19 protein-coding genes are annotated in these 21,461 nt (G+C 70.6%); 13 read left to right on the top strand and 6 right to left on the bottom strand.

Annotated elements, in window-relative coordinates; translation table 11 throughout:
* Positions 1 to 51: 51 nt before the first annotated feature.
* Both ACWDR3_RS26060 and ACWDR3_RS26055 read right to left on the bottom strand, forming a co-directional pair.
* Entirely contained in the window at positions 52 to 1,389 is a 1,338-nt protein-coding gene (locus tag ACWDR3_RS26060) for an alpha-2,8-polysialyltransferase family protein (protein ID WP_450354988.1), read from the bottom strand.
* Positions 1,389 to 2,375, bottom strand: coding sequence for a glycosyltransferase family 2 protein (locus ACWDR3_RS26055; RefSeq protein WP_450354987.1), 987 nt, complete (start codon positions 2,373 to 2,375; stop codon positions 1,389 to 1,391). The genes ACWDR3_RS26060 and ACWDR3_RS26055 overlap by 1 nt, the downstream gene beginning before the upstream one ends.
* Positions 2,376 to 2,573: 198 nt before the next feature.
* Between ACWDR3_RS26055 and ACWDR3_RS26050 the strand changes: the two genes are divergently transcribed.
* From ACWDR3_RS26050 to ACWDR3_RS26035, 4 genes are read left to right on the top strand one after another with little or no spacing between them, the layout of a single operon-like run.
* Entirely contained in the window at positions 2,574 to 3,920 is a 1,347-nt protein-coding gene (locus ACWDR3_RS26050; protein WP_450354986.1) for a DUF6716 putative glycosyltransferase, read from the top strand.
* Positions 3,921 to 3,976: 56 nt separating this feature from the next.
* Complete coding sequence (locus ACWDR3_RS26045) at positions 3,977 to 5,242, top strand: cytidylyltransferase domain-containing protein (protein ID WP_450354985.1); 1,266 nt, start codon at positions 3,977 to 3,979, stop codon at positions 5,240 to 5,242.
* A 14-nt stretch (positions 5,243 to 5,256) separates the two neighbouring features.
* Complete coding sequence (locus tag ACWDR3_RS26040) at positions 5,257 to 6,192, top strand: N-acetylneuraminate synthase family protein (RefSeq protein ID WP_450354984.1); 936 nt, start codon at positions 5,257 to 5,259, stop codon at positions 6,190 to 6,192.
* A gap of 25 nt (positions 6,193 to 6,217) precedes the next feature.
* Positions 6,218 to 7,285 (top strand): hypothetical protein, encoded by a 1,068-nt coding sequence (locus tag ACWDR3_RS26035; protein ID WP_450354983.1) that lies wholly within the window; start codon positions 6,218 to 6,220, stop codon positions 7,283 to 7,285.
* Positions 7,286 to 7,299: 14 nt separating this feature from the next.
* Here ACWDR3_RS26035 and ACWDR3_RS26030 read toward each other — a convergent pair whose 3' ends face one another.
* On the bottom strand, positions 7,300 to 7,959 hold the full coding sequence (locus ACWDR3_RS26030) for a class I SAM-dependent DNA methyltransferase (RefSeq protein WP_450354982.1): 660 nt from the start codon (positions 7,957 to 7,959) through the stop codon (positions 7,300 to 7,302).
* A gap of 340 nt (positions 7,960 to 8,299) precedes the next feature.
* Here ACWDR3_RS26030 and ACWDR3_RS26025 point away from each other — a divergent pair, with 340 nt between their 5' ends.
* The 8 genes from ACWDR3_RS26025 to ACWDR3_RS25990 all read left to right on the top strand — a co-directional run bounded on the left by ACWDR3_RS26025 (position 8,300) and on the right by ACWDR3_RS25990 (position 17,318).
* Entirely contained in the window at positions 8,300 to 9,520 is a 1,221-nt protein-coding gene (locus tag ACWDR3_RS26025; RefSeq protein ID WP_450354995.1) for an amidohydrolase, read from the top strand.
* A 289-nt stretch (positions 9,521 to 9,809) separates the two neighbouring features.
* The gene (locus ACWDR3_RS26020; protein ID WP_450354981.1) at positions 9,810 to 10,865 is read left to right on the top strand and encodes a BMP family lipoprotein; all 1,056 of its coding nucleotides are present in this window, start codon (positions 9,810 to 9,812) and stop codon (positions 10,863 to 10,865) included.
* Between the two features lie 199 nt (positions 10,866 to 11,064).
* A complete protein-coding gene (locus ACWDR3_RS26015; RefSeq protein ID WP_450354994.1) occupies positions 11,065 to 12,615 on the top strand; it encodes an ABC transporter ATP-binding protein in 1,551 nt (516 codons plus the stop codon).
* Complete coding sequence (locus tag ACWDR3_RS26010; RefSeq protein ID WP_402352795.1) at positions 12,612 to 13,742, top strand: ABC transporter permease; 1,131 nt, start codon at positions 12,612 to 12,614, stop codon at positions 13,740 to 13,742. Before ACWDR3_RS26015 ends, ACWDR3_RS26010 begins: the two co-directional genes overlap by 4 nt.
* A complete protein-coding gene (locus tag ACWDR3_RS26005; RefSeq protein WP_450354980.1) occupies positions 13,739 to 15,025 on the top strand; it encodes an ABC transporter permease in 1,287 nt (428 codons plus the stop codon). Before ACWDR3_RS26010 ends, ACWDR3_RS26005 begins: the two co-directional genes overlap by 4 nt.
* A complete protein-coding gene (locus tag ACWDR3_RS26000; protein ID WP_450354979.1) occupies positions 15,022 to 15,423 on the top strand; it encodes a cytidine deaminase in 402 nt (133 codons plus the stop codon). Before ACWDR3_RS26005 ends, ACWDR3_RS26000 begins: the two co-directional genes overlap by 4 nt.
* 84 nt (positions 15,424 to 15,507) lie before the next feature.
* Positions 15,508 to 16,785, top strand: a complete 1,278-nt coding sequence (locus ACWDR3_RS25995) for a thymidine phosphorylase (protein WP_450354993.1) — start codon at positions 15,508 to 15,510, stop codon at positions 16,783 to 16,785.
* 146 nt (positions 16,786 to 16,931) lie between these two features.
* Positions 16,932 to 17,318 (top strand): STAS domain-containing protein, encoded by a 387-nt coding sequence (locus tag ACWDR3_RS25990; protein WP_450354992.1) that lies wholly within the window; start codon positions 16,932 to 16,934, stop codon positions 17,316 to 17,318.
* Here the strand turns inward: ACWDR3_RS25990 and ACWDR3_RS25985 are convergent.
* Together ACWDR3_RS25985 and ACWDR3_RS25980 are read right to left on the bottom strand one after the other, a co-directional pair.
* Positions 17,202 to 18,218 carry a sigma-70 family RNA polymerase sigma factor gene (locus ACWDR3_RS25985; protein WP_450354978.1) on the bottom strand — a complete coding sequence of 339 codons (1,017 nt, stop codon included), beginning with the start codon at positions 18,216 to 18,218 and terminating at the stop codon, positions 17,202 to 17,204. The genes ACWDR3_RS25990 and ACWDR3_RS25985 overlap by 117 nt on opposite strands.
* Before the next feature lie 131 nt (positions 18,219 to 18,349).
* Entirely contained in the window at positions 18,350 to 19,618 is a 1,269-nt protein-coding gene (locus ACWDR3_RS25980) for an MFS transporter (protein ID WP_450354977.1), read from the bottom strand.
* A 63-nt stretch (positions 19,619 to 19,681) separates the two neighbouring features.
* Between ACWDR3_RS25980 and ACWDR3_RS25975 the strand changes: the two genes are divergently transcribed.
* Positions 19,682 to 20,635, top strand: a complete 954-nt coding sequence (locus ACWDR3_RS25975) for a LysR substrate-binding domain-containing protein (protein ID WP_450354976.1) — start codon at positions 19,682 to 19,684, stop codon at positions 20,633 to 20,635.
* A 23-nt stretch (positions 20,636 to 20,658) separates the two neighbouring features.
* Here the strand turns inward: ACWDR3_RS25975 and ACWDR3_RS25970 are convergent, their stop codons facing one another.
* Positions 20,659 to 21,423, bottom strand: coding sequence for an alpha/beta hydrolase (locus ACWDR3_RS25970; protein ID WP_450354975.1), 765 nt, complete (start codon positions 21,421 to 21,423; stop codon positions 20,659 to 20,661).
* Positions 21,424 to 21,461 lie beyond the last annotated feature (38 nt).

Genomic DNA, 21,461 nt, shown 5'->3' with positions numbered 1-21,461 from the left:
ACCCGTGCACCTGGTGCACGGGTCGCGGCCCACCGCTTGGGCGACCGAATTTCAGAGGCGTACGGCCTTCTTCAGCGACCGGGCCTTGCGGACCACCCGGCGCGCGGTGGCATTGCGGGGCAGGAACGCCAGCCGTTCCGGGATACCGCCCGGCAGGCCCAGCGAGGTGAGTCGCTTGCGCTTGAAGTAGCGCTGGGTGCGCGGGCCGAATTCCTTCGACAGATATTTCTCCGCCGCCGGGCGCAGCGAGGGGTGGATCTGCGGCTGCATGGTGAAACCGACCGCGGTGACAAGGCCGCCCAGCGTCTTGGCCGCCACCGTTTCCTCGCCCTTGCGGCCCTCCAGGTCCGGGATCACCGCGTCCGCGAGGACGGCCGGGACCCGGTTGCTGTTCTGGTACGGCGTGAGGCGGTCGAGCAACGGCTCGGTGCCGACCCGGGCCACGGGCAGGTCGTAGAACGCGGCCGCGGTGAACAGGGCGGTCGAGAAGCAGCCGACGACCAGCGCGGGCGGGGACTTCTCGAACAGCACCTCGGCCAGCACCGGCAGGTCCAGGACGGTGAGGTCGACGCCCAGCTTCTCGGCCTCCGCCTCCAGGATCCGGCTGTAGCGGGCCGGTGCGGTGGGATGCGGCTTGAAGACGATCGCGCGGTGACCCCGCTCGACCGCCCCGCGCATCATCCGCACGTGCAGTTCCTCCTCTTCCTTGGCGGAGAGGATGTTCAGCGCGGACAGGTACTGGCCGAGCAGCAGCGCCGAGTTGGCCGGCAGCACCGGCGCCTCGGGCACGGCGGCGGTGAGCTCGCCCATCACCTTCAGGAAGGCGGTGGTGGGCACGACCTGCGCCGGCACGTCGAACTCGGTCAGCAGCATCGGCGTGAGACCGGCCACCAGGTCGAGGTGGAGCAGCCGCCGCACCCGCGTGCCGACCAGCGGGTCGAGCTTGTTGCGGGTGGGGCCGTAGCTCATCAGACCGTCGGCGTAGACCTCGACCGGGGCCTCGGTGAACAGCTGGGCCACGGTGAGGGCGGGGGCGACCTGGATGGACTCCAGGACCAGCTCCACCTTGTCGTCGCCCAGCTCCCACAGCAGCCGCAGATAGCGCTCGAAGAGCGGGATGTCGTCGGGCCGCGGCGCCCACGCGCCCGGGTGGAAGGGGCGGATGGCCTCGTTCCACGACAGCACGGCGTCGAAGTGGTCGCGCAGCGGCTCGAAGCCCGGCATCCGGTCGACGGCCGGCGTGGTCTCCGGCGTCGCGGAGTTGTTGAAGACCAGCAGCACCTGCCGGTCGCCGTCCGTCTCCGGGAAGAGGTCGGACTCTATGGCGGCGGCGAGGGTGGCCGCGCCGTACAGCGTCGAGACGCAGAAGATCCGGGTGGTACGGGGCATCAGGCGGCCGCCTTCGCTGTGGTGATCCGGCGCCGCAGCCGCCGCAGCTTGGCGGAGCGGCGCAAGTCCATGGTGTCGAGCACGTCACCCAGCGCTTCCTGCGGCATGCGCTGTATGGCCGCCGCGCTCATGGTCCGCAGCTGCTTGGCCACGGCCGGCTCCCACTTGGAGTCGTCCGCGAGGTGGTGGGCGATGATCGCGCAGTACGTCCGCACGGCCTTCGGCAGCAGCCGCTCGGCGTCCGGGTCGAGCGCCGTCTCCTCGACGACCTGGTCGAAGGCGCGGATGAAGTCGAGCTGCCGGACGTCACCGATCTGGGTGAGCGAGGAGGCGACCCCGCGCCGGTAGAAGACGCCGAGCAGGCTCACCACGGCGAACGACTCCGCCTCGCGGTGCAGCTTCCAGATCCACGGCCGGTCCTCGGCGGTGCGCAGCCCGTCCGTGAAGTGCAGCAGGCCCTTCTCCAGGAGCCGGCGGTGGTAGGCGCCGGCCCAGGCGTAGGCGTAGTCCACGGAGGTCGTGCGGTGTGCGGGCAGGATCGCCTCGCGCGGGTTCATGACCTCCCAGCGGCGCCCGTGCGGGACCCGGTGCACCGAGCGGGAGCGGGCGGTCGCCTGTACGTGGTCGGTGCGGATGAAGTCGCAGTCCAGCTTCTCCATGGCCGCCACCAGCTCCTCGTAGTAGCCGGGGGCCAGCCAGTCGTCCCCGTCGAGGAAGGTCAGGTACTCGCCGCTCGACGCGTCCAGACCGGTGTTGCGCGCGGTGGCGAGGCCTCCGTTCTTGTCGTGGCGGACGTAGCGCACCTGGGCCACGTCCGACAGTTCCTCGGCGGCGCGTTCAAGGATGGCCGGAGTTTCATCCTTCGAATGATCGTCCACAAGAACGAACTCGAAATCCGGTCGAGCGTTGAGGCGGAGGCTTCTGAGGGTGTCCGGGGCATATTGCTGCACGTTGTAGAACGGCACGATCACGGAGAGCTTTGGCACCCGCAAAAGCCTAGGAGGCGGCTCGGCTGCGGAACTTTCCGGTACCCGTACGGCGGGTGAACTCCATGTGTCGGAACGGTGCATCCCATGTACTTCCGAGGCTTTGGCGAGCCAGTTCGGCTCTCGGCGATGTGTTGTTAACTTTTTGGCCAGGTGCGGTTGGGCCGCACCTTGGATTTGCTTCCTAGCGTCTTCGTTGTGCCGCCTAGTACAACTAAGCCCATGAGAATCGCTGTTCTCGCGGACTCCGACACCCGCTGGAAATGGGGTGCGTTGACCGCGGCTCGTATCGTTCCGGGCCCGACCATGGAAGCCGCAGGGCGCGACGCCGCGCAAGTCGGCCCCGAGCTCAGTGGATTCCTGCTGCGCGGCCGGGCCACGCCGACGGCGCGCCAACTGGCCGAAGTGGGCGTCCATGTGGACTCGCTGAAGGAGGTCACGGCGCTGGAGTTCCTGCGCGTCATGGCCGAGGAGGAGTACGACCTCGTCGTGCTCGCCCTCGTCGGCGGCGGCGTCCAGGCCATGCTGCACGGCCTCAAGCGCGTGTGGGAGGGCCGCAAGCGGCGTCCCGTCGTCGTCACCGGCTATGTCGGCGTCGTCTACGAGAAGCTCGCCGACGGCCTGCTGCTGCGGCACGGCGCGGACCTCGTCCTCGCCAACTCCCGTCAGGACGCGGAGCGTTTCAGAGGTGTGTACGAAGGGGTGGGCGCGGACGCCTCGTCGGTGACGGAGGTGGCACTCCCGTTCCTCGGCGGCGCTCCCTACGAAGGTGAACACGACCCGTACACCGTGGTGTTCGCCGCGCAGCCGTCCGTACCGGACAGCCGCAAGGACCGTACGTACCTGCTGGAGCGGCTGATCCGGCACGCGCGCAAGCACCCCGAGCGCGAGGTGCTGCTCAAGCTGCGCTCGCGGCCGGGCGAACACACCACGCACATCGAGGAACTGCCCTACCAGAAGCTGGCCCAGAAGCTCGACGCACCGGCCAACTTCCGCCTGGTGTACGGGAACATGGGCGAGGTCCTCGACCGCACCGACCTGCTGGTCACCATCAGCTCGACGGCCGCGCTGGAGTCCCTGCACCGACGTATCCCAACCGTCATCCTCAGCGACCTGGGCGTGCGCGAGGTGCTCGGCAACCACCACTTCGTGGGCTCCGGCTGCCTCGCCTCCTGGGACCAGCTCGACGAGGGGCACCGGCCCGAGCCCGACGAGGACTGGGTGGCCCGCCAGGGCGTCGCCGCGGACGGTTCGTACGCCACCGCCTTCGACGCGGCGCGCGAGCGGATCACCAAGCTGCTCGGCCGGCCCGGCGGCCTCGCGCCCCTCACCCCGTACTACACACCGGCGACCGCGCCCGGCTACCTGCCCGGCATCCTCGCCCGCCACCACCTCGGCCCGGACGGCAGCCCGCTGCCCGGCGCCCCCGCCGCCGACAAGGAACCCAGCGCGGTCAAGCAGATAGTCCGCCGCGCCGCCCGCGGCGCCTACCGCCACGGCGTACAGCGCGTCGCCCCGGTGATCCGACGGATGGGCGACCTGTGAGCCCCCGCCCCACCGAGCGACCGCCGTCCCCGACCCCCTCCCAAGGAGTAGAGCCCATGTCCAACCCCGAAGCGGGTCGAGGCGCTTCGGTGCGCCGGGTGCTCGCGGTGATTCCCGCGCGTGGCGGTTCCAAGGGCGTGCCCGCGAAGAACCTCGCCTCTGTGGGCGGCGTACCGCTGGTGGCCCGTGCCGTGCGTGAGTGCCGGGCCAGCCGGCTGGTGACGGACGTCGTGGTCTCCACCGACGACCAGGCCATCGCCGCCGCGGCCCGCTCGGCGGGCGCCGAGGTCGTGCTGCGGCCCGCCGCCATCGCCGGCGACACCGCCACCTCCGAGGCCGCCGTGCTGCACGCCATGGACGCGCACGAGGCCCTGCACGGGGCCACGGTCGACGTCGTGCTGCTCGTGCAGTGCACCAGCCCGTTCATCATCCGCGAGGACGTGGACGGCGTCGTCGGCGCCGTCGTCGACAACGGCGCCGACAGCGCCCTGACCGTCGCCCCCTTCCACGGCTTCGTGTGGCGCGACGCCGACGACGAGGCGAGGGCCGGCACCGTCGCGGAGGCCGACGCGGCCACCGGCGGCGGCTACGGCGTCAACCACGACAAGTCCTTCCGCCCCCGCCGCCAGGACCGCCCCCAGGACTTCCTGGAGACCGGCGCCGTCTACGCGATGGACGCGGCCGGCTTCCGCGAGCACCAGCACCGCTTCTTCGGCCGCACCGAACTCGTGCGCACCGACCCGGCCCGGGTGCTGGAGATCGACGACCACCACGAGCTCGCCCGCGCCCGGGCGCTCGCCCCCCTCTTCGACGCGGACCGCCCCGGTTCGCTGCCGACCGGCGCCGACATCGACGCGGTCGTACTGGACTTCGACGGCACCCAGACAGACGACCGGGTGCTGATCGACGCCGATGGAAAGGAGTTCGTCTCCGTGCACCGCGGCGACGGACTCGGCATCGCCGCGCTGCGCAAGACCGGCCTGAAGATGCTGATCCTCTCCACGGAGCAGAACCCTGTCGTCGCCGCGCGGGCCCGGAAGCTGCAGATCCCGGTCCTGCACGGCATCGACCGGAAGGACCTCGCACTGAAGCAGTGGTGCGAGGAGCAGGGCATCGCGCCCGAGCGCGTGCTCTACGTCGGCAACGACGTCAACGACCTCCCGTGCTTCGCCCTCGTGGGCTGGCCCGTGGCGGTCGCGAGCGCCCACGACGTGGTACGCGGCGCCGCCCGTGCGGTCACCACCGTTCCCGGTGGCGACGGCGCGATCCGAGAGATCGCCAGCTGGATCCTCGGCCCCTCTCTCGATTCCCTCAACAAGTAAGGACTGTTTCCGACATGAGCAACTCCCGTCTGCGCACCTTCGGTTCGAAGACCGCAGGACCCGGTCACCCGGTCTACGTCGTCGGCGAGATCGGCATCAACCACAACGGTGAGCTGGAGAACGCGTTCAAGCTGATCGACGCCGCCGCCGAAGCCGGCTGCGACGCGGTCAAGTTCCAGAAGCGCACCCCGGAGATCTGCACCCCGCGCGACCAGTGGGACATCGAGCGCGACACCCCCTGGGGTCGCATGACCTACATCGACTACCGCCACCGCGTCGAGTTCGGCGAGGACGAGTACCGCCAGATCGACGAGTACGCCAAGAGCAAGAACATCGACTGGTTCGCCTCCCCGTGGGACACCGAGGCCGTCGCCTTCCTGGAGAAGTTCGACGTCCCCGCCCACAAGGTCGCCTCCGCGTCGCTGACCGACGACGAGCTGCTGCGCGCCCTGCGCGCCACCGGCCGCACGGTCATCCTCTCCACCGGCATGTCCACCCCGAAGCAGATCCGCCACGCGGTCGAGGTCCTTGGCTCGGACAACATCCTGATGTGCCACGCCACTTCGACCTACCCCGCGCAGGCCGAGGAGCTCAACCTCCGCGTCATCAACACCCTCCAGGCCGAGTACCCGAACGTGCCGATCGGCTACTCCGGTCACGAGACGGGCCTGCAGACCACCCTCGCCGCGGTCGCGCTGGGCGCCACCTTCGTCGAGCGTCACATCACCCTGGACCGCGCGATGTGGGGTTCCGACCAGGCCGCCTCGGTCGAACCGCAGGGCCTGCAGCGCCTCGTGCGTGACATCCGTACCATCGAGGCCTCGCTCGGTGACGGCGTCAAGAAGGTCTACGACTCGGAGCTCGGCCCGATGAAGAAGCTGCGCCGCGTGCCTGGCGTCGTCGCCGAGGCGGAGATCGCCGCCGCCGCGGGCGAGCCGGTTTCGGTCTGATCCACACAGGGACGGTCATACGTCGATGAGCCCCCGCGCCGGATCCGCCGGCCACCCCACGCTCGCGTTCGTCGAGAGCCCGGTACAGCTCCTGAACGTGCTGGAGTGGGCGCATGCCCATGCGCCCGGCGCGGAGCTCACCCTCGTCGTGCTGTCCCCGACCGACCCGATGACCCGCGGTCAGCTGCGCCGGATGGCGGAGCTGGCCCGCGAGGAGGGTCACCACGTCCGCTGGGAGGAGGCCCGCGGAGGTCCGGCCGCTCCGTTCCAGACGATCGGCGGCCTCAGCGGCCTGCTCCGGCGGGCACCCCGGGTCGTCCTGGGCGACCCCTTCTCCCGTTACGTACAACTGCTGTTGACCATCACCAAGGCCCGCGACCTCGTCGTCGTCGACGACGGCACCGCGACCATGGAGTTCGTCGCCCAACTGGCCCGCGGGGAGCGGCTGGTGCGCTGGCACCGCAAGGGCGGCCGGCCCGGCGCGCGGGACCTGCTCTTCGCCCCGGTGTCCTCCCGGGCCCGCCACCGCCTCACCCCGAGCGCGAAGCGGCGGGTCGAGGTCTTCTCCTCCATGCCGATGGACGAGACGCCGGTCGGTGTGACCGTCACCGCCAACGACTTCTCCTGGACCCGCGCGCGTTTCGGACCGCCGCGCATCACCAAGGGCGCCGACATGGTCGGCACCTCGCTGGTGGAGACCGGCGTGGTGGACGGCGAGCGCTACCTGGAGGCCGTCCAGCACCTCGCCAAGGCCCACGGCGCCACCCGGTACTTCGCGCACCGCCGCGAGAGCACCGAGAAGCTCCACCGGCTGGCCACCGAGACGGGCCTGGAGATCGTCCGCCCCGACCTGCCCCTTGAGCTGATCGCCCGCCGCGGCCCGATCGGCCGCACGATCCTCAGCTTCCCCTCGACGGTCGTCCACACCCTCCCGCTCGCCCTGGCCGGCACCGAGGTCCGCGTCGCCGTCTGCGACATCGACCCCGGCTGGCTCACGGACAAGGCCTCTCCCCGCGCCCAGGGCTTCCTCTCGGGCGTGACGGGCACGGCGAAGGACGTCACCAGACTGTCGTCGGTGACGGTGGTGGCCTGACCCGAGGGCTCGGCTCAGCCGTCCTTGCGGGCCACCAGGAACGCGCGTGGGCGGGTCTCCGTGTCCTGGGGTTCCCGGATTACGCGGGTGACCGGGACGAGGTCCGCCTTGGCCAGTTGTTCCGTCACCGCGTCCGGGGTGCGCCAGTAGTAGTCGAGCGAGATGTCGTGGCCGAAGCGTTCGGCGAGGTGCAGGCGGCCGTCGTCGTCGCCGCTCTGGAAGCCGAGCAGGACGTGGCCGCCGGGGGCCAGGAGGCGGTGGAACTCGGTGAATACCGTCGGCAGCCGGTCGTCGGGGACGTGGATGATCGAGTAGAGGGCGACGATTCCGCCGAGGGTCTCGGACGGCAGGTCCAGGGACGTCATCGATCCCACGTGGAAGCGCACGTCGGGGTGGGCCCGGCGGGCCAGTTCCACCATGCGGGGCGAGAGGTCCACGCCGAAGACGGGGATGCCGAGCCGCTGGAGCCGGGCGGTGACATGGCCGGGGCCGCTGCCTATGTCGGCCACCGGCCCGCCGCCCGCCTCTGCCACCAGCTCCGCGAAGCCGGTGATCAGGGCTCTGTCCAGGGTGTGGATGCCCAGCCAGTCCGAGAACTGCTCGGTGTAGGCGTCGGCGATCGTGTCGTACGAGGTCCGGGTGGTGTGCAGGAAATCCGCGGTTTCTGGGCTCACGTGGCCGCACCCTAGTGCGGCCCGGACGCGCCCGTCCGCCGGTTCATCGGGGCGGCACCTCCCGTTCTCCCGGCGGAGCGTCCCGCCACGGTTGTGCGACAGTGCGGTCCCGACAGGTGAACAGAACCGCCGGGTGCGTGCCGAGCGTGGTATCCGTTGAAGGAGTGACTCTCCGTGGATCTCATGATCCGCCCGACCGGAAAACGGGCGAGTTTACCCATCCGAACCGATACATACGCGTCGGGCGACCAGATTTTCTTCCCCTAACGGGTTGAACTTTTGTTGATCGAGGGTCAGTTGGTCCCTCCGGCGTCCTACCCTTCAGAGGGTGAAGCAACTTATGTCACTGGAGTCCGAGGCCGATCTGCCCGGGGAAGCATCGCTTCCCGGCACGCTGCCCGCCGCCCTGCGTGCCGAACTCGTCGCCTTCCGCCGCGACTTGCACATGCACCCCGAGCTGGGCAACCAGGAGTTCCGCACGACCGCGGCGATCAAGGCCCGCCTTGAGCAGGCGGGGCTGAAGCCGCGGGTGCTCGCCATCGGGACCGGGCTCATCTGTGACATCGGCGAGTGGGACGGCGGGCGGCCCATGCTCGCCCTGCGGGCCGACATCGACGCGCTGCCGATCCCGGACACGAAGAGTGAGTGCGCGTACCGCTCCACCGTGCCCGACCGCGCGCACGCCTGCGGTCACGACATCCACACCACCGTGGTCCTCGGCGCCGGCCTCGTCCTCGCCGAGCTGCACAAGGAGGGCCTGCTGCCGCGGCCCGTGCGGCTGCTCTTCCAGCCCGCCGAGGAGGTGCTGCCCGGCGGCGCCGCCGACGCCATCGAGTGCGGGGTGCTGGACGGCGTGGGACGGATCGTCGCCGTGCACTGCGACCCCCGCGTGGACGCCGGCCGGATCGGCCTGCGGCACGGCGCCATCACCTCCGCCTGCGACCGCCTTGAGGTCTCCCTCGACGGCCCCGGCGGCCACACCGCGCGCCCGCACCTGACCACCGACCTGGTCACCGCCGCCGCCCGGGTCGCCACCGACGTGCCCGCCCTGGTCGGCCGGCGCGTGGACAGCCGTAGCGGACTCGCCGTCACCTGGGGCCGGATCGAGACCGGGCACGCACCGAACGTCATCCCGCAGCACGCCGAGCTCTCCGGCACCGTGCGCTGCCTGGACCTGGAGACCTGGCGGCAGGCGCCCGACATCGTGGTCGCCGCGATCGACGAGATCGCCAACCTGCACCGCGCCAAGTCGGAGATCACCTACGTCCGAGGCGTCCCGCCGGTCGTGAACGACCCGGTCGTCACCGACCTGCTGCGTGACGCCATGACCGCCCGCCTGGGCGCGGACGCCGTCGAGTCCACCGAGCAGAGCCTGGGCGGCGAGGACTTCTCCTGGTACCTGGAGCACGTGCCCGGCGCCATGGCCCGGCTCGGCGTCCGCACCCCGGGGGAGCGGACCGTACGCGATCTGCACCAGGGCGACTTCGACGCCGACGAGTCCGCGATCACCGTGGGCGTGGAGATGTTCACCGCCGCCGCGCTGCTGGACGCCGCGGAGTAGTCGCAGGACGCGCAACAGCCCCCACGAGGGCTGTTGCGCCGTCCGGCGCAACACGGTTGTAAGCCAATCGTGCACCGTTCGAAATCCACCCGTGTCAGAGGGTCGGAGCCCGAGTTCAGACGCCGTTTGCCTCGAATCGATAACGGCTTTGGAGTAGGTCTTTTTCTGACATCTACGCGCGTTACGATGCCGCGAAGCCGACGCCGCATGGGCGTGCAGGCCTGAGCACTGGCATGGTGCTCACATCCAGCGCCGATATGGCGCTCAGGTCAGGTGAAGGAGCCTTCCCGTGCGCCGGGTAGCCAAGCTTTCCGCTGCGGTCGCCGCTTCCGCAGCTCTCGCACTGACTGCCACAGCCTGTGGCAGTACCTCCTCCGACAGCGACACCTCGTCGTCCGCCTCCTCCGGGAGCGGCAAGGGCATCAAGATCGGCCTCGCCTACGACGTCGGCGGCCGTGGTGACCGTTCCTTCAACGACTCCGCCGCGCGCGGTGCCGACAAGGCCGAGAAGGAGTTCGGCGGTTCCATCAAGGAACTGACCGCCAAGAGCTCCGACACGGAGGCCGACCGCGAGCAGCGCCTGACCGACCTGGCGGACGCCGGCTACAACCCGATCGTGGCCGTCGGCTTCTCCTACGCCACCTCGGTCGACAAGGTCGCCGCCAAGTACCCGAAGGTCAGCTTCGGTCTGATCGACTCGGTCGCGACGGCGAAGAACGTCGACAGCATCACCTTCACCGAGGAGCAGGGCTCCTACCTGGCGGGTGTCGCGGCGGCGCTGAAGACCAAGAAGGACCACGTCGGCTTCATCGGCGGTGTGGACACCCCGCTGATCAAGAAGTTCGCGGCCGGTTACGTCCAGGGCGTCAAGGACACCAACTCCAAGGTCAAGGTCGACGTCCAGTACCTGACCCACGGCTCCGACCTGTCCGGCTTCGCCAGCCCCGACAAGGGCAAGGAGGCCGCGTCCGGCCAGCTCGACAACGGCGCCGACGTGATCTACGCCGCGGCCGGCTCCTCCGGCAACGGCTCGATCGAGGCCGTCTCCGCGGTCAAGGGTGCCTGGGCCATCGGCGTGGACTCCGACCAGTACAACATCCCGGGTCTGTCGAAGTACAAGAACTCGATCCTGACCTCGATGGTGAAGAACGTCGACGTCGGCGTGTACGACTTCGTCAAGTCCGTGCACGACGGCAAGCCGCTGACCGGCAACCAGATCTACTCGCTCGAAAAGGGCGGTGTCGGCCTGGCCACCAGCGGTGGCTTCATCGACGACATCAAGACCCAGCTGGACGCCGCGAAGGCGAAGATCGTCGACGGCACCGTCAAGGTCAAGACCAGCTGACCTGACGGTTCCCGCCGGAACCCTGGCTCGGCGAGGGGTCTCGACAACCCCTCGTCGAGCCATAACAATGTGTCAACTCTACGCGTGTAGCGGGGAGTTGCCGCGCTAGCGTCGCCGACGCCTGCCCTCCCCTAACGAGCCCCTTTCCCCTTCAGGAGAGTGCGCCATCAACGCGTCCAGCCCTCCCGCTGCCGTCGAACTGCGCGGCATCACCAAGCGATTCCCCGGTGTCGTGGCCAACAAGGACATCGACATCACCGTCCGCACCGGCACCGTGCACGCCCTGTGCGGTGAGAACGGTGCCGGCAAGTCCACCCTGATGAAGATCCTCTACGGCATGCAGCAGCCGGACGAGGGCACCATCACCGTGGGCGGCGAGACGGTCACCTTCAACAACCCGGCCGACGCCATCGCCCGCGGCATCGGCATGGTCCACCAGCACTTCATGCTGGCCGACAACCTCACCGTCCTGGAGAACGTCGTCCTGGGAGCGGAGAAGCTGCACGGCATCGGCGCCGGGGCGCGCACGAAGATCAAGGAGATCTCCGACGCGTACGGCCTGAACGTGCGGCCCGACGTCCTGCTCGAAGAGCTCGGGGTCGCCGACCGCCAGCGCGTGGAGATCCTCAAGGTCCTCTACCGCGGCGCCAAGACGCTCATCCTCGACGAGCCCACCGCGGTTCTCGTGCCGCAGGAGGTCGAGGCCCTCTTCGACAACCTGCGCGAGCTCAAGGCCGAGGGCCTCACCGTCATCTTCATCTCCCACAAGCTGGGCGAAGTGCTGTCCGTGGCCGACGAGATCACCGTCATCCGCCGCGGCACCACCGTCGGCACGGTCGAGCCGGCCGGCACCACCCCCAAGCAGCTCGCCGAGCTGATGGTCGGCAGTGAGCTGCCGACGCCGGAGACCGAGGAGTCCACGGTCACCGACGTCCCGCTGCTGAAGGTCGACAAGCTCAACCTGAGCCAGACCGACCTCGACGGCGTCGAGCGCGTCATCCTCGACGCGATCTCCTTCACCATCCATCAGGGTGAAGTCCTCGGCATCGCGGGCGTGGAGGGCAACGGCCAGTCCGAGCTGGTCGAGGCGATCATGGGCATCCGCGACCCGGACGCCGGTGTCATCACCCTCGGCGACACCGACATCTCGCACGCCCCCACCCGCCACCGCCGCGAGGCCGGCATCGGCTACATCCCCGAGGACCGCCACCGCCACGGCCTCCTCCTGGAAGCCCCGCTGTGGGAGAACCGCATCCTCGGCCACGTCACCGAACGCCCCAACTCCCACGGCCAGTTGCTCGACATCAAGGGCGCCCGCGCCGACACCGGCCGCATCATCGAGGCGTACGACGTCCGCACCCCCGGCATCGACGTGACGGCCGCCTCGCTGTCCGGCGGCAACCAGCAGAAGCTGATCGTCGGCCGCGAGATGAGCCACTCGCCCAAGCTGCTCATCGCCGCCCACCCCACCCGCGGTGTGGACGTCGGCGCGCAGGCCGCGATCTGGGACCACATCCGCGAGGCCCGCCGCGAGGGCCTGGCCGTGCTGCTGATCTCGGCCGACCTGGACGAGCTCATCGGCCTCTCCGACACCCTGCGGGTCATGTACCGCGGCCGGCTGGTCGCCGACGCCGACCCCGCCACCATCACCCCCGAGGAGCTGGGCTCCGCCATGACGGGCGCGGCCACCGGCCACCTGGAGCACACAGAGGCCTCCGGCCCGGAGCGCACAGAGGACGACGCCCGATGAAGAAGCTGACCCAACGCATCGACAAGGAGCGGCTGCTCCTCGGTATCGCGGCCCCGCTGCTCGCGATCGTCGCCGCGCTCGTCGTCACCGCCCTGGTGATCCTCGCCACCGGCAAGAACCCGGGCGCCGCCTTCAGCGACATGCTGACCTACGGCTCCGCGAGCGACAGCCAGGTCTACATCCTCAACAAGGCGACGACGTACTACCTGGCGGGTGTCTCGGTGGCCATCGGCTTCCGGATGAACCTGTTCAACATCGGCGTCGACGGTCAGTACCGCATCGCCGCGTTCTTCGCCGCCGTCCTCGGCGGCGCGCTGACCACGCCCGGCTGGATCTCCATCCCGCTGATCATCCTGTGCGCGATGGGCACCGGCGCCGTGTGGGCGGCCATCGCGGGCGTCCTGAAGGTGACCCGCGGAGTCAGCGAGGTCATCTCGACGATCATGCTGAACTCGATCGCCACCGCGATCATCGCCTTCCTGCTCCAGCCCGGAAAGCTCGCCGAGCTGCAGAGCGGCGGCACGGTCGTCTCCACCGACCCGCTGCCCTCCTCCTCGTACTTCTTCCAGATCAACACGGGTGCGGCGGGCGAGCTGTGGGGCTTCATCGTCATCGCCGTGCTCGTCGGCATCGCCTACTGGTTCGTGCTCGGCCGCACCCGGTTCGGCTTCGACCTGCGCACGGTGGGCCAGTCCGAGAGCGCGGCCGCCGCGAGCGGTGTCTCGGTCAAGAAGATGGTCGCCACCAGCATGGTGATCTCGGGCGCGGTGGCCGGTCTGATCGGCATGCCGACCCTGCTCAACGACAGCCACCAGTTCAGCAACGACTTCCCGGTCGGCATCGGCTTCACCGGCATCGCCATCGCGCTGCTCGGCCGCAACCACCCGGTCGGCATCGCGCTCGGCGCCCTGCTGTGGGGCTTCCTGGAGCGCACCACCAACCACCTTGAGTTCGAGGGCTACGACAAGGAGATCCTCGGCGTGATCCAGGGCGTCATCGTCCTGTGCGTCGTCATCGCCTACGAGATCGTGCGCCGCTACGGCCTCAAGCGCCAGCAGCAGCGGGTCGGCGCGGAGCTCGCCGCCCAGGCCGCCGCCCCGACCGAGAAGCAGGAGGTGGCGCGATGACTGCCACGATGACCGACACGCCGCCCCCCGCGGCGCCCAAGGCGGACAGCGGACGCACCCGATCGAGCCGCTCGCTCGGCCAGATCCTGATGATCGTCGCGGGCGCGCTGCTGCTCGTCGCCGCGGTCCGCGTCATCACCGGCGCCGACCAGCTCACCTCCGAGGGCCAGGTCAGCGCCGCGCTGGCGCTGGCCGTACCGATCGGCCTGGCCGGTCTCGCCGGTCTGTGGTCGGAGCGGGCCGGCGTGGTCAACATCGGCCTCGAAGGCATGATGATCCTCGGCACCTTCGGCGCCGGCTGGATCGGCTGGCAGTCCAACCCCTGGCTTGGCCTGCTGTGCGGCATCGGCTTCGGTGTCCTAGGCGGCCTGGTGCACGCGGTCGCGACCGTCACCTTCGGCGTCGACCACATCGTCTCCGGTGTCGCGGTCAACCTGCTCGCGCTCGGCGCCACCCAGTACCTCGCCAAGATCTTCTTCTCGGACGGCAAGGCGGCCGACGCGGGCGGCAACCCCAAGCAGTCCCCGCCCGTGGACTCGCTGCCCAACATCGACGTACCCGGCCTCTCGGACGCGCTGAGCTCCGTCGAGAAGCACCACTGGTTCCTGATCTCCGACCTCGCCGGCATCCTCGGCGGCCTGGTCAGCGACCTGTCCGTGGTCACGGTGTTCGCCGCGCTGCTGTTCGTCGGCAGCTGGTGGCTGCTGTGGCGCACCGCGTTCGGCCTGCGGCTGCGCTCCTGCGGCGAGAACCCGATCGCCGCGGAGTCCCTCGGCGTCAACGTCTACAAGTACAAGTACGTCGCCGTCGCCGTCTCCGGCGGCCTCGCCGGTCTCGGCGGTGCCTTCCTCGCGCTGGTCACCTCGCACACGTACCTGGAGAACCAGACCGGCGGGCGCGGTTACATCGGTCTCGCGGCGATGATCTTCGGCAACTGGCGGCCCGGCGGCCTGGCCATGGGCGCGGGGCTGTTCGGCTACTCCGACGCGCTCCAGCTGCGCAACGGCGGCGAGACCGTCCACGCGCTGCTCCTGCTCCTTGTCGTCCTGCTCGCCGTACTGGCCGGCTGGAAGCTGTACAAGAAGGCGCTGTGGCAGGGCGGCATCAGCGCCGGCATGGCCGTCCTCGTCCTGCTCTGGTACCTGCTCACCGACGAGGTCCCGAGCGACTTCGTGGGCGCCACCCCGTACGTCGTCACCCTGCTGGTGCTCTCGCTCTCCGCGCAGCGCCTGCGGATGCCGAAGGCGGACGGCATGCGCTACCGCAAGGGCCAGGGCAAGTGACCTCGCGGCCGGACGTCGACTGGGACGGACTGCGGGAGGTGGCCCGCGAGGCCATGTCCCACGCCTACGCCCCCTACTCGGGTTTCCCGGTCGGCGTCGCCGCGCTGGTCGACGACGGCCGCACGGTCTCCGGCTGCAACGTCGAGAACGCGTCGTACGGTCTCGGCCTGTGCGCCGAGTGCGGTCTGGTCTCGGAGCTGCAGCGCACCGGCGGCGGGCGGCTGACGCACTTCACCTGCGTCGACGGGCGGGGCGAGATCCTCGTCCCGTGCGGCCGCTGCCGCCAGCTGCTGTACGAGTTCGGCGGCCCGGAGCTGCTGCTGGAGACCCCGGCGGGGGTTCTGCCGCTGTCGGAGATGCTGCCGCAGGCCTTCGGCCCGGACCACCTCACCAAGTAACACCCGTGCGGCCCCGCCGAGTTGTCGCCATCGCTCGGGGGCCGCACGGCTGCTGGAACCCTCGGAAGGAACCAAGCCATGGCCATGGACGCCGTCTCCGTCATCCGCACCAAGCGGGACCGCGGTGAGCTCAGCGACGCACAGATCGACTGGGTCATCGACGCGTACACCCGCGGGGAGGTCGCCGACGAGCAGATGTCCGCGCTCGCGATGGCCATCCTGCTCAACGGCATGAACCGGCGCGAGATCGCCCGCTGGACCGCCGCGATGATCGCCTCCGGCGAGCGCATGGACTTCGCCGCGCTGTCCCGCCCGACGGCCGACAAGCACTCCACGGGTGGTGTCGGCGACAAGATCACCCTCCCGCTGGCCCCGCTGGTGGCGGCCTGCGGCGCGGCCGTCCCGCAGCTGTCGGGCCGGGGTCTTGGCCACACCGGCGGCACCCTGGACAAGCTGGAGTCGATCCCGGGCTGGCGCGCGCTGCTCTCGAACGAGGAGATGCTGTCCGTCCTCGACGGGACCGGCGCGGTGATCTGCGCGGCGGGCGACGGACTGGCCCCGGCGGACAAGAAGCTGTACGCGCTGCGGGACGTCACCGGCACGGTCGAGGCGATCCCGCTGATCGCCTCCTCGATCATGTCGAAGAAGATCGCGGAGGGCACCGGCTCGCTGGTCCTGGACGTGAAGGTGGGCACGGGCGCCTTCATGAAGACGATCGAGGACGCGCGCGAACTGGCGTCGACGATGGTCGGCCTCGGCACCGACCACGGCGTGAAGACGGTCGCGCTGCTGACGGACATGTCGACCCCACTCGGTCTGACCGCGGGCAACGCTCTCGAAGTCCGGGAATCCGTCGAGGTGTTGGCCGGCGGCGGCCCCGCGGACGTCGTCGAACTGACCCTCGCCCTGGCCCGCGAGATGCTCGACGCGGCCGGCGTGAAGGACGCGGACCCGGCCAAGGCCCTGGCCGACGGCTCGGCGATGGACGTCTGGCGCCGCATGATCGCGGCTCAGGGCGGCGACCCGGACGCGACCCTGCCCACCTCCAAGGAACAGCACGTCATCAAGGCCCCGACCTCGGGTGTCCTGACCCGCCTGGACGCCTACGACATCGGCATCGCCGCCTGGCGCCTGGGCGCGGGACGCGCCCGCAAGGAGGACCCGGTGCAGGCCGCCGCGGGCGTCGAACTGCACGCCAAGCCGGGCGACGAGGTCACCGAGGGCCAGCCCCTGCTGACCCTCCACACGGACACGCCCGAACGCTTCGACTACGCGGTCGAGGCGGTACTGGGCTCCTACGACATCGAGGCCCCGGGCACGACGTTCACGGCGTCACCGGTGGTGCTGGAGCGGATCGCCTGACAGCAGGACAGGGGACATCAGGGGCCGGTCCTTCGGGGCCGGCCCCATCGCGGTCCCGGTCGGCGGGCATGCCTCCTGAGCGCGTGCCGTCGGCGAGCACACCCCGTTGCCGTCGGCGGACACACCCCGTGAGCGCGTGGTCCGCGATGAGTTCCGGCCGTCCGGTCGGTCTACCGCTCGTGGAAGCCATGACACCCGCCGTACTCGTGCTGCCCGGCCCCGTCACCCGTGACGAGGTGGCCGGGCTGTGCGACGGCGTGCGCACGCGGCTGGAGGCGACCGGGGCGGGCGTCGTCGTCGTGGACGTCGCCGCGCTCGGGCCGCCCGGGATCGGGGCGGTGGATCTGCTCGCGCGGCTCCAGCTGGCCGCCAAGCGGGCCGGGGGCCGGATCAGGCTGCGCGAGCCCGATCCCGCGCTACACGCCCTCCTCGGTCTGGTCGGGCTCCGCTTCGAGATGGAGGGGCAGGTCGAAGAGCGGGAACCACCGCTCGGTGTCGAGGAAGAAGTGGAACCCGGTGAGCCGGCCGTCTGAGATCTCCAGCACCTGGACCGCCCACGGGCTGTAGCCGCCCGCCTCCGGGTCCGGCTTGTACTGGGCGAACCCCGGCAACCCGTTGACCTGCACCGGCAGCAGCCGCGAGCCCTCGCAGGCGGAGCCGATCGTGGTCATGAAGCCGGTGATGTCGTCGTGGCCCGTCAGCCACAGGTCGAACGGCGGCATCGTCATGACCGCGTCCTCGTGCAGCAGCGCCGTCAGCGCCGTCATGTCGTACCCCTCGAACGCCTTCACATAGCGCTCCAGGAGCTTCTGCTGCTCCTCGTCCAGCGGGTCGGAGACGGCCGCGCCGGCCGCCTTGTCCTCCCGCTCCGCGAGCGTGGCCCGGGCCCGCTGCAGCGCGCTGTTGACCGACGCGACGGACGTGTCGAGCAGCTCGGCGACCTCGCTCGCCCGCCAGGCCAGCACCTCGCGCAGGATGAGCACCGCGCGCTGCTTGGCCGGCAGCTGCTGCAGGGCCGCCATGAAGGCGAGCCGCACGGATTCCTTGGCCACCGCGGCCTCCGCCGGGTCCTCGGGCGTGGGCAGCACGCGCGCGTCCGGCATGGGCTCCAGCCAGGTGTTGTCCGGGCGGGGGGAGAGCGCGGCCTGGGCGAGCGGGGTGGATTCGCTCAGGTCCATCGGGCGGGCGCGCTTGTTGCCCGCGGTCAGCATGTCCAGGCAGACGTTCGTCGCGATGCGGTAGAGCCAGGAGCGCAGGCTGGAGCGGCCCTCGAACTTCTCGTAGCTGCGCCAGGCGCGGACCATGGTGTCCTGCACCGCGTCCTCGGCCTCGAAGGAGGAGCCGAGCATGCGATAGCAGTACCCCGTCAGCTCCGTGCGGTGTTTCTCCAGCCGGACGTCCAGGTCCGTCGTCGTCGCCGTACCGTCGCTCATCGTCCACCCACCCCTGTGGTGTTTCTGTCGCGCTTCTGTGCGCCCAGCACTTCGGAAGCTACCGCAGGGCACTGACAATGGCCCCTGGAGTGAACAAAGGGGCAGGTCAGAGGTGGGGTGGAGGACCGGCGTCAGGCGGTCGCGGGGCGCGCGGCCAGCCGGGCCGCCCGGGTCCCGAGGAGAGTGATCGTCACGACTCCGGCCACCGCGAGCAGTCCGACGCCGACCGTCCCGGCCCAGTCGCCGGCGTGGAAGGCGAGCGCGCCCACCGTGCTGCCCGCGCTGGAGCCGATGTAGTACGCCGACTGGTACAGCGCCGAGGCCTGGGCGCGGCCGGTCGTGGCCGTCTTGCTGACCGCCGAGGAGGCGCACGCGTGCCCGGCGAAGAAGCCCGCGGTGATCAGCACCAGGCCCAGCAGGACCAGCGGGAGCGAGGGCGCCAGGGAGAGCAGCAGCCCGGAGGCCGTCGTACCGGCCGCGAGGTACAGCGCCCCGCGGCGGCCCAGCCGGCCCACCAGGCGTCCCGCCGTGGACGCCGACACCGTGCCGACCAGGTACACCAGGAAGATCGAGCCGATGATGCCCTGGGGGAGCGAGAAGGGCGCCTCGGTGAGGCGGTACCCGATCACCGTGTAGACCCCGCCGAAGACGGTCATGAACAGGGCGCCGATCGCGTACAGCCGGCGCAGCAGCGGGTCGGCGAGGTGGTCGCGGACCGTGCGGGCCAGCACCCGGGGCCGCAGCGAGCCCGGCGTGAAGTGCGTCGGCGCCGGCAGCAGCAGCCGGAAGGCCACCGCGCAGGCCACCGCGATCGCGCCGATGACACCGACGGCCACCCGCCAGCCCCACTCCTGCGCGACCCACCCGGTGATGACCCGGCCGCTCATCCCGCCGACGCTGTTGCCCGCGACGAACAGTCCGATCGCCGTGACCAGCGCCCTGGGCCGGACCTCCTCGGCGAGATACGCCGTCGCGGAGGCGGGCAGCCCGGCCAGCGCGGCCCCCTGGAGGAAGCGCAGCGCCACCAGCGTGCCCAGCGAGGGCGCGAACGGCACCAGGACACCCAGGCTCACCGCGACCACCAGCGACGCGGTCATGACCGTACGACGTCCGAACCGCTCCGACAGCGCGCTCATCGGCAGCACGAACAGCGCGAGTCCGCCGGTCGCCGCCGCCACCGTCCAGCTCGCGTCACTGGCCGCCACCCCGAACTCGCTTGAGATCAGCGGCAGCAGGGCCTGGGTGGAGTAGAGGAGCGCGAAGGTCGCGACGCCCGCGAGGAAGAGGGCGAAGCTCATCCGGCGGTAGCCGGGGCCGCCCGGGGTCAGCCGTGAGTCGGAGGCGGGGACGGAGGGCGTGGCGGCCACGACGGTGGACGCCCCGGTATCGGCGGGAGGCATGCTTCGAAGCTACGTACGCTCCCGTTCATCCGTCCAATGCACGGAAACGTCATAATCGTTCCCATGGCGCATCAGCAGAGGTCACAGGCTCAACTGTCACCGTCCGGTGACACAGAAGACATCGTCGCGCTCCTCGCGCCCCGCCTCGCGTACTTCGCCGGCGTCGCGCGCACCGAGCACGTCACGCGGGCCGCGCAGGAGATGCAGGTCCCGCAGTCCACCCTGTCGCGGGCCATGGTCCGCCTCGAACAGGACCTGGGCGTCGACCTGTTCGCCCGCAGGGGCCGCACGGTGTCGTTGACCCCCGCCGGCCGCACCTTCCTCACCTCGGTCGAACGCGCCCTCGCCGAGATCGAGAAGGCGGCCGAGGAGGTCCGTGCCGACGCCGACCCCACCACCGGCAAGGTCGCGTTCGGCTTCCTGCACACCATGGGCTCCGAGACGGTCCCCGGTCTGATCCGCGCCTTCCGCGCCGACCATCCCCGGGTCCGTTTCAGCCTCGTCCAGAACTACGGCGAGGCCATGCTGGAGCGGCTGCGCGCGGGCGAGCTGGACCTGTGCCTGCTGACGTCACCGACCCTCGACGCCCCCGACGTCGTGGCCCACCGCCTCGACGTCCAGAGACTCCGCCTCGTCGTCCCGGCCGACCACCGCCTGGCGACGCGCAAGCGGATCCGCCTCGCGGAGGCGGCCGACGAGACCTTCGTGACCCTGGAACCCGGCTACGGCCTGCGCAGCATCACCGACGACGTCTGCAAGGAGGCCGGCTTCCGCCCGAAGATCGCCTTCGAGGGCGAGGAGGCGGAGACGCTACGAGGCCTGGTGGCGGCGGGACTGGGAGTCGCCCTCCTGCCCCCACCGGCCGTACCCCGCCCGGGAGTCGCGGAACTGACGGTCACGGCCCCGAGGGCGGTACGGGAGATCGGCGTGGCGTGGATGGAGGGCCGTCCGGACACGCCCCCGGTGGCCGCCTTCAAGAAGTTCGTCCTGTCGAGAAAGGGGAGTCTCCTGACCTGACCTGACCTGACCTGACCTGACCGTCACCGGCGCAACGATTTTCCGAACCCCGCGGCCAACGGCATCCGCAACCCCAACGGCGGCGGAGCCGCGAACGCGTCCTCCAGCGGCCGGGCGAACGACGTCCCGAACAACGCCCCGCTCACGAAGTCCCGCGCCAGCGCGTGCACTTCCCCCCGGTACTGATGCAACCCGTGTCCGTCCGCGTGCACTTCGAACCGGCACACATCCCGGTTCGCCTTCTTCGCCCGGGAGGCGAGCCTGAACGACAGTTCGGGATCGGTCCGTTCGTCGTTCGTGCCGTGCACGATCAGCACCCGCCGCCCCACCAACTGCTTCACCGGTTCGGGCGAAGCCGCCACGTCGTCCTCCGGCAGCCAAGGCGCGATCGCCAGCACGGAGTTGACGGCCTCGTGCCCGCCGGCCCGCAGCGCCGCCCGGCCGCCCATGTCGACGCCGAGCAGACACACGGGCACGTCCCCGTAGCGTCGTACGACCTCGTCCGCCGCCCAGGACGCGTCGCCCGCGAGATGCGCCTCATTGCCGTTCCAGCCGCGGTAGCGGTAGTGGACGACGTGCGCGGCGAGGCCGTCGTCGCGGCCCGCGCGGGCCAGCCGGCGGCCCAACGCCCGTACGGAGGCGGTGGCGAGCATGGGGGACGGTCTGCGGGCGGACTCCTCGTCGCCGCCGGGGAGCAGCAGCACCACGCCGCTCACCGTCGTCGGCTCCGGGCCGAGTGCCCTCCCCAGCCGGGCCCGTCGCACCGGCGTCGTCGCTTGGTGTGCCATGACAGAACAGTGTCAGAAGGGTCGGTGCACACGAACCG

The sequence above is a fragment of the Streptomyces sp. NPDC001002 genome (assembly GCF_053599215.1).
This window is presented reverse-complemented; position numbering and strand designations above follow the sequence as displayed.

Bases quoted from the DNA above. Each gene is read 5' to 3' on its own strand.
- ACWDR3_RS26060 (WP_450354988.1), bottom strand. From the start codon at position 1,389: ATGCCCCGTACCACCCGGATCTTCTGCGTCTCGACGCTGTACGGCGCG.
- ACWDR3_RS26045 (WP_450354985.1), top strand. From the start codon at position 3,977: ATGTCCAACCCCGAAGCGGGTCGAGGCGCTTCGGTGCGCCGGGTGCTC.
- ACWDR3_RS26040 (WP_450354984.1), top strand. From the start codon at position 5,257: ATGAGCAACTCCCGTCTGCGCACCTTCGGTTCGAAGACCGCAGGACCC.
- ACWDR3_RS26035 (WP_450354983.1), top strand. From the start codon at position 6,218: ATGAGCCCCCGCGCCGGATCCGCCGGCCACCCCACGCTCGCGTTCGTC.
- ACWDR3_RS26025 (WP_450354995.1), top strand. From the start codon at position 8,300: ATGTCACTGGAGTCCGAGGCCGATCTGCCCGGGGAAGCATCGCTTCCC.
- ACWDR3_RS26010 (WP_402352795.1), top strand. From the start codon at position 12,612: ATGAAGAAGCTGACCCAACGCATCGACAAGGAGCGGCTGCTCCTCGGT.
- ACWDR3_RS26005 (WP_450354980.1), top strand. From the start codon at position 13,739: ATGACTGCCACGATGACCGACACGCCGCCCCCCGCGGCGCCCAAGGCG.
- ACWDR3_RS25995 (WP_450354993.1), top strand. From the start codon at position 15,508: ATGGACGCCGTCTCCGTCATCCGCACCAAGCGGGACCGCGGTGAGCTC.
- ACWDR3_RS25990 (WP_450354992.1), top strand. From the start codon at position 16,932: ATGAGTTCCGGCCGTCCGGTCGGTCTACCGCTCGTGGAAGCCATGACA.
- ACWDR3_RS25985 (WP_450354978.1), bottom strand. From the start codon at position 18,218: ATGAGCGACGGTACGGCGACGACGACGGACCTGGACGTCCGGCTGGAG.
- ACWDR3_RS25980 (WP_450354977.1), bottom strand. From the start codon at position 19,618: ATGCCTCCCGCCGATACCGGGGCGTCCACCGTCGTGGCCGCCACGCCC.
- ACWDR3_RS25975 (WP_450354976.1), top strand. From the start codon at position 19,682: ATGGCGCATCAGCAGAGGTCACAGGCTCAACTGTCACCGTCCGGTGAC.
- ACWDR3_RS25970 (WP_450354975.1), bottom strand. From the start codon at position 21,423: ATGGCACACCAAGCGACGACGCCGGTGCGACGGGCCCGGCTGGGGAGG.